The following is a 4536-nucleotide window of genomic DNA, read 5'->3' as shown; positions in this document are numbered from 1 at the left end:
CCGACGACGCGCATGTACCGCCCGTACGAACCGCCCTTGACCTGCGGCTGGACATAATCGGACGGTCGTTGGTTCAAGTCCAACCGCGGGAGCATCCAGAGGCCCCGAACACCCAGATGACCTGGGAGTTCGGGGCCTCGATCGTTTGCCCGCACGCCGAGTCGTAGAGTCGACCCATGGCCTTCGATGTCGCGGCCGAGTCCTACATGCGGTTCATGGGCAGGTACTCCGAGCCGCTCGCGGAGAAGCTGGTCGACCTGGTCGACCCGCGGCACGGCCAGCGTGCGCTCGATGTCGGGTGCGGGCCGGGGGCAGTGACCGAACGGCTGGTTCGCCGGCTCGGTCCGGACGACGTCGCCGCCGTCGACCCGTCGGTCCCGTTCGTCGAGGCGGCCCGACGACGTTGCCCCGGCGTCGACGTCCGGCACGGGGTGGCTGAGGCGCTGCCGTTCGAGGACGGCGCCGTGGACCTCACCCTCGCGCAGCTCGTGGTGCCCTTCATGACCGACCCCGTGGCAGGTCTGCGGGAGATGGCGCGGGTCACCGCGCCGGGCGGCCCCGTCTCGGCGAGCGTCTGGGACTTCGGAGGCGAGCGGGCACCCTTGTCCACGTTCTGGCGCGCGGCGCGGGACGTCGACCCGGACGCGGTCGACGAGGCGGCGGAGGTCGGGGCGCGGACCGGCCAGCTCGCCGACCTGTTCCGGGCCGCCGGGCTGGAGGACGTCCGGTCCTACGAGCTCACCGTCACCTCGGCGTACGCGGGTTTCGCCGAGTGGTGGGAGCCGTACACCCTCGGCGTCGGGCCGGCCGGGGACTACGTCGCCGCCCTCGACGCCGGAGCCCGGCGAGCGGTCCAGGCGCGGTGCCGCGAGCTTCTCTCCGCGGGGCCGTTCGAGGTATCGGCTACCGCCTGGACGGTCGTCGGCCGGGTCCGGCCGAGCCCCACTGCCTAGTTGAGGAGTCAGCCCCCGACCAGCGCCTCCCCCAGCGGCGTGCGGACGTGCAGCACCCGCGCCCCGTCCCGCCGGGCGTCGACCAGCCGGGCGGCGCTCAACAGCGCGAGGTGGTGCGACGCCGTCGACACGGCGAGCGCGCACGCGGTGGCGACCTCACTCGTGGACAGCGGCGCGCGCAGCGCGAGCAGCACGCCTGCCCGGCCCGCACCGAGCAGGCGGGAGAGCGCCTCGGCGGTGCCAGGTCCGTCGTCGGCCCAGCGTTCGGAGACGCCGAGCGCCGGGTAGAACAGGGTGGGCTGGGCCGGCGGCTCGGTGACGACGGAGCACCGGGGCGCCATGACCGACGGCACCAGCACGAGCCCGCTGCCTGCGCAGTCGAGGACCTCGCCGTGCATGCGCAGCCGCACCCGGACGGCATGCGGGGCCCAGCTCACGGCCTCGTGCAGGGTCTCCACCATCGCGCCGAGGCCGTCCGTCGTCGCGCGCCGGGAGCGCACGCCGACGTCGGCCCGCAGGATCCGCTCGAGCTGCGGCCAGTACGGGGCGAGCAGCGCGTCCCAGCACTGTTCCCAGGCGTCCGCGGCAGCGGTGCGGGTGCGCTCCGGGTCGTCCGCCATCGCCCGCAGCAGGCGCTGCTCGGCGCCGGTCGTGCGGTCGACACGTTTCAGGACGTCGACGCGCAGCGGGCCGAGGTCGGCGTCGCGCAGGCGGCCCAGCTCCTCCTCAGGGCCGAGGTCCCAGCCCGGTGTCGAAGTGAGGAAGTCCGGCATGTACCCGTCCGGTCCGACGAGCAGGCGCATCAGGTCGAACGCGCGCGCCGGCGCCTGGTCACGCGCCCGGCGCAGCCAGCCCCACTGGAGCGGGTGGTACTGCGGCTGCACGAGCACCCGCACGGCGTGGGCGAGCTCGTGACCGGGCGAGACGCCGAACCGGATGGCCGAGATGTCGTCGGGCGCGAGCCGGAACTCCACCATGTTTCGATGCACGTCGAAACCGTAGTGCGCCGAAGCGACCCCGACGAGGCTGGGGTCACGCCGGCCGCACGGGCCGGCTCCAGAATCTCCAGGAGTCAGACATGGCCGCGATCGTCACCGCCGACACCATCCGTATCTCCGGTTCGCGCACCCTGCGCTTCGAGGGCCGCGACCACGGGTCCGGCGTCTCGTTCTTCCTCGTCACCAACGACCCCGGCCAGGGGCCCGGGCTGCACCGTCACCCGTACACCGAGACGTGGTCGGTCCTGGAGGGCGAGGCCACGATCACGGTCGGCGACGAGACGGTCGTCGCCCGGGCGGGCGACACCGCCGTGGTCCAGCCGGACGTCTGGCACGGCTTCAAGAACACCGGCACGGGCACGCTGCGGATGATGTGCATCCACGCGTCGGCCGAGATGATCCAGGAGAACCTCTGAAGTCGTTCCAGGCTGACATCGGCAAGGCGAGACCCGGACGGGGCTGATGCTACGTGAGGCGCAGCAGGCCGGCAGCCGTCGTGCGAAAGCCGCAGGCGTCGAGGTAGAACCGGGCCCGGCTCGCCTCGAAGTCGACGTGCAGCCACTCGCAGCCGTGGTCGCGGGCGGCGTCGGCGGCCGCCGCTACCAGGGCTCGGCCGAGGCCCTGTCCCTGGTAGGCCGGGTCGACGACGGTGTCGAGCAGCACCGCGTGCTGTCCGCCGTCGCCGATCACGTTGACGAACCCGATCAGCTTTCCCGCGGGGTCGGTCGCCGTGATCCAGGTCAGGCTGTGACGTGCCAGGCGTTCCGACCACGGCGTGACCGACTCGGCCGAGCTCGCGAACGCGCGGGCGTGCAGGGCCGAGAGCACGGCGTCGTCGACCGGGCCGCGGAGAGCCAGTGCGAAGTCCATCGCGGCACCCTATGCCGCCCCCTGCCCTGGGGGACCTTCCCGGTGGTCAGTCCCGGAGACGGGCGCCGTTCCTCGGCCGTCGCCGTCGTCAACGAGGCGATGTGCTTCTTGGGCACGACGACGATGTGGTTGGCCCAGAACGGCCTGGTGTGGTGGAACGCCAGCACCCAAGCGCCCGCACGAGCGGCGCCGGATCCTGGCCGGCCGGCAGGTCGCTGACCTGCCCGTCCCCGACCTCGATCACACGCCAGACGCCGTCGGACCGCAGTGCGAGGTCCGTCGTCAGGGGTTGCGGCCTCCCGTGGCGACCAGACGCTCAAGGGAGTGAGGTCCGCGAACGTGTCGTACCAGCCTGGTAGCTCGTGCGCGGACCGATAGGCGGCGGCAGCCGTGCCGAGCCGGACGTCTCGGGTGGCCAGCTCGGCGGCGAAGCCGGCGTACGCGGCGGAGGGAATCATCCAGCCGCGATACCAGGCGCGCCGGACGCCGTCCGACGTCGGCACGCGGTGTACCGCGGCGCGGACGTCCCCGGCGAGGATCGCGTCATGGTCCACGACCGCGACGTCCAGGCCGGCCTGCTGTGCGGCGGCCGCCTCCCGCGCGAAGTGCTGGTCGGGCGATCGCGGGGCGAACGGGTCCGACGGGACCAGGAACAGGGGCGCGGCCATGCGTAGAACGTACCGAGCCGCGAGCGCCGCCAGCCAGCACTCCCGGCGCGTCGGGCACGTCCAGTGTCGGGGCAGCACCGATCCAACTCGCCGTCGGCGTCGAACTGACTCAAGTAGCCGTGCGGTCTGTCCGGTATCGACTGTCGACAAAACCGCTTCCTGTGCTTGAATATAGCCAGGCTAGCGAAAATCACCGGAGGGGTGACAGTGACGACCGAGAGAGTGGTCCTGCTCGATGACGACGGGAAGCCCGTCGGCTCGGAGCTCAAGAGTGCGGTGCACTCCGAACGGACGCCACTGCACCTGGCGTTCTCGTGCCACGTGCTGAACTCCGCCGGCCAGGTGCTGGTGACGCGCCGTTCCCTGCACAAGCAGACCTGGCCGGGGGTGTGGACCAACTCGTTCTGCGGCCACCCCCAGCCCGACGAGCCGAGCGAGGAGGCCCTCGTGCGCCGCGCGCAGGACGAGCTCGGCATCACGCTGCGCGACGTCCGCCTGGAGCTCCCGCAGTTCCGGTACCGAGCGGTGGACGCCAGCGGCATCGTGGAGAACGAGATCTGCCCGGTCTACGTGGCGGTGTCCGACGACGAACCGCAGGTCAACCCGTACGAGGCCATGGCGGCCCGGTGGGTCGACAGTGCCGCGCTGGGCGAGGCCCTGCGCACCGTGCCGTGGGCGTTCTCCCCGTGGTTCGTGGAGCAGGGCGCCGAGATGCCGCTGTACGCGGCGCCGGCCGCCAGGGCGACCAGAGACGGTGTGTCGGGGCCATGACCGAGACCCTGACCCGCGACCCGGTCGAGGTCGTGCTGTCCGACTTCTTCGCCGAGCGGACCCGGCGCGCCGCTCCCCTCGCGGAGCACTACGCGCTCCTGTGGCGGCGGCTGGCCCGGTCGAGCGAGGGCGGCAAGCGCCTGCGCCCCCGGCTCCTGCTCGACGCGCACCGTGCGTTCGGCGCCCCGCACCCCGAGGACGCCGCGCTCGCCGCGGCGGCGTTCGAGCTGGTGCACACCGCGCTGCTGCTGCACGACGACGTGCTCGACAAGGACC

General features: G+C 72.6%; 7 protein-coding genes. 4 read left to right on the top strand and 3 right to left on the bottom strand.

Going from position 1 to position 4536, the window contains the following annotated elements:
* Positions 1-176: 176 nt before the first annotated feature.
* Positions 177-953 carry a class I SAM-dependent methyltransferase gene (locus tag PROKR_RS22480; protein WP_036967800.1) on the top strand — a complete coding sequence of 259 codons (777 nt, stop codon included), beginning with the start codon at positions 177-179 and terminating at the stop codon, positions 951-953.
* Between the two features lie 8 nt (positions 954-961).
* On the opposite strand, the gene PROKR_RS22475 is transcribed toward PROKR_RS22480, so the two are convergent.
* Complete coding sequence (locus PROKR_RS22475; RefSeq protein WP_036967797.1) at positions 962-1942, bottom strand: ArsR/SmtB family transcription factor; 981 nt, start codon at positions 1940-1942, stop codon at positions 962-964.
* 89 nt (positions 1943-2031) lie between these two features.
* Between PROKR_RS22475 and PROKR_RS22470 the strand changes: the two genes are divergently transcribed.
* Positions 2032-2367 carry a cupin domain-containing protein gene (locus PROKR_RS22470; protein ID WP_036967794.1) on the top strand — a complete coding sequence of 112 codons (336 nt, stop codon included), beginning with the start codon at positions 2032-2034 and terminating at the stop codon, positions 2365-2367.
* Between the two features lie 49 nt (positions 2368-2416).
* Here the strand turns inward: PROKR_RS22470 and PROKR_RS22465 are convergent, their stop codons facing one another.
* Positions 2417-2821, bottom strand: a complete 405-nt coding sequence (locus PROKR_RS22465) for a GNAT family N-acetyltransferase (RefSeq protein WP_036967791.1) — start codon at positions 2819-2821, stop codon at positions 2417-2419.
* A gap of 88 nt (positions 2822-2909) precedes the next feature.
* Entirely contained in the window at positions 2910-3065 is a 156-nt protein-coding gene (locus PROKR_RS38245; RefSeq protein WP_425414928.1) for a hypothetical protein, read from the bottom strand.
* Between the two features lie 625 nt (positions 3066-3690).
* On the opposite strand from PROKR_RS38245, the gene idi reads away from it, so the two are divergent.
* Positions 3691-4260 carry an isopentenyl-diphosphate Delta-isomerase gene (gene idi / locus PROKR_RS22460; protein ID WP_245605932.1) on the top strand — a complete coding sequence of 190 codons (570 nt, stop codon included), beginning with the start codon at positions 3691-3693 and terminating at the stop codon, positions 4258-4260.
* On the top strand, positions 4257-4536 hold a 280-nt coding region (locus PROKR_RS35930; protein ID WP_036967783.1), incomplete at its 3' end, for a polyprenyl synthetase family protein. The genes idi and PROKR_RS35930, both read left to right, overlap by 4 nt.

Origin of the sequence: Promicromonospora kroppenstedtii DSM 19349, assembly GCF_000515355.1 — a bacterium.
Classification (GTDB): Bacteria; Actinomycetota; Actinomycetes; order Actinomycetales; family Cellulomonadaceae; genus Promicromonospora; species Promicromonospora kroppenstedtii.
This window is presented reverse-complemented; position numbering and strand designations above follow the sequence as displayed.

Coding starts and splice junctions, on each gene's coding strand:
- PROKR_RS22480 (WP_036967800.1), top strand. CDS start 177: ATGGCCTTCGATGTCGCGGCCGAGTCCTACATGCGGTTCATGGGCAGG.
- PROKR_RS22470 (WP_036967794.1), top strand. CDS start 2,032: ATGGCCGCGATCGTCACCGCCGACACCATCCGTATCTCCGGTTCGCGC.
- PROKR_RS22465 (WP_036967791.1), bottom strand. CDS start 2,821: ATGGACTTCGCACTGGCTCTCCGCGGCCCGGTCGACGACGCCGTGCTC.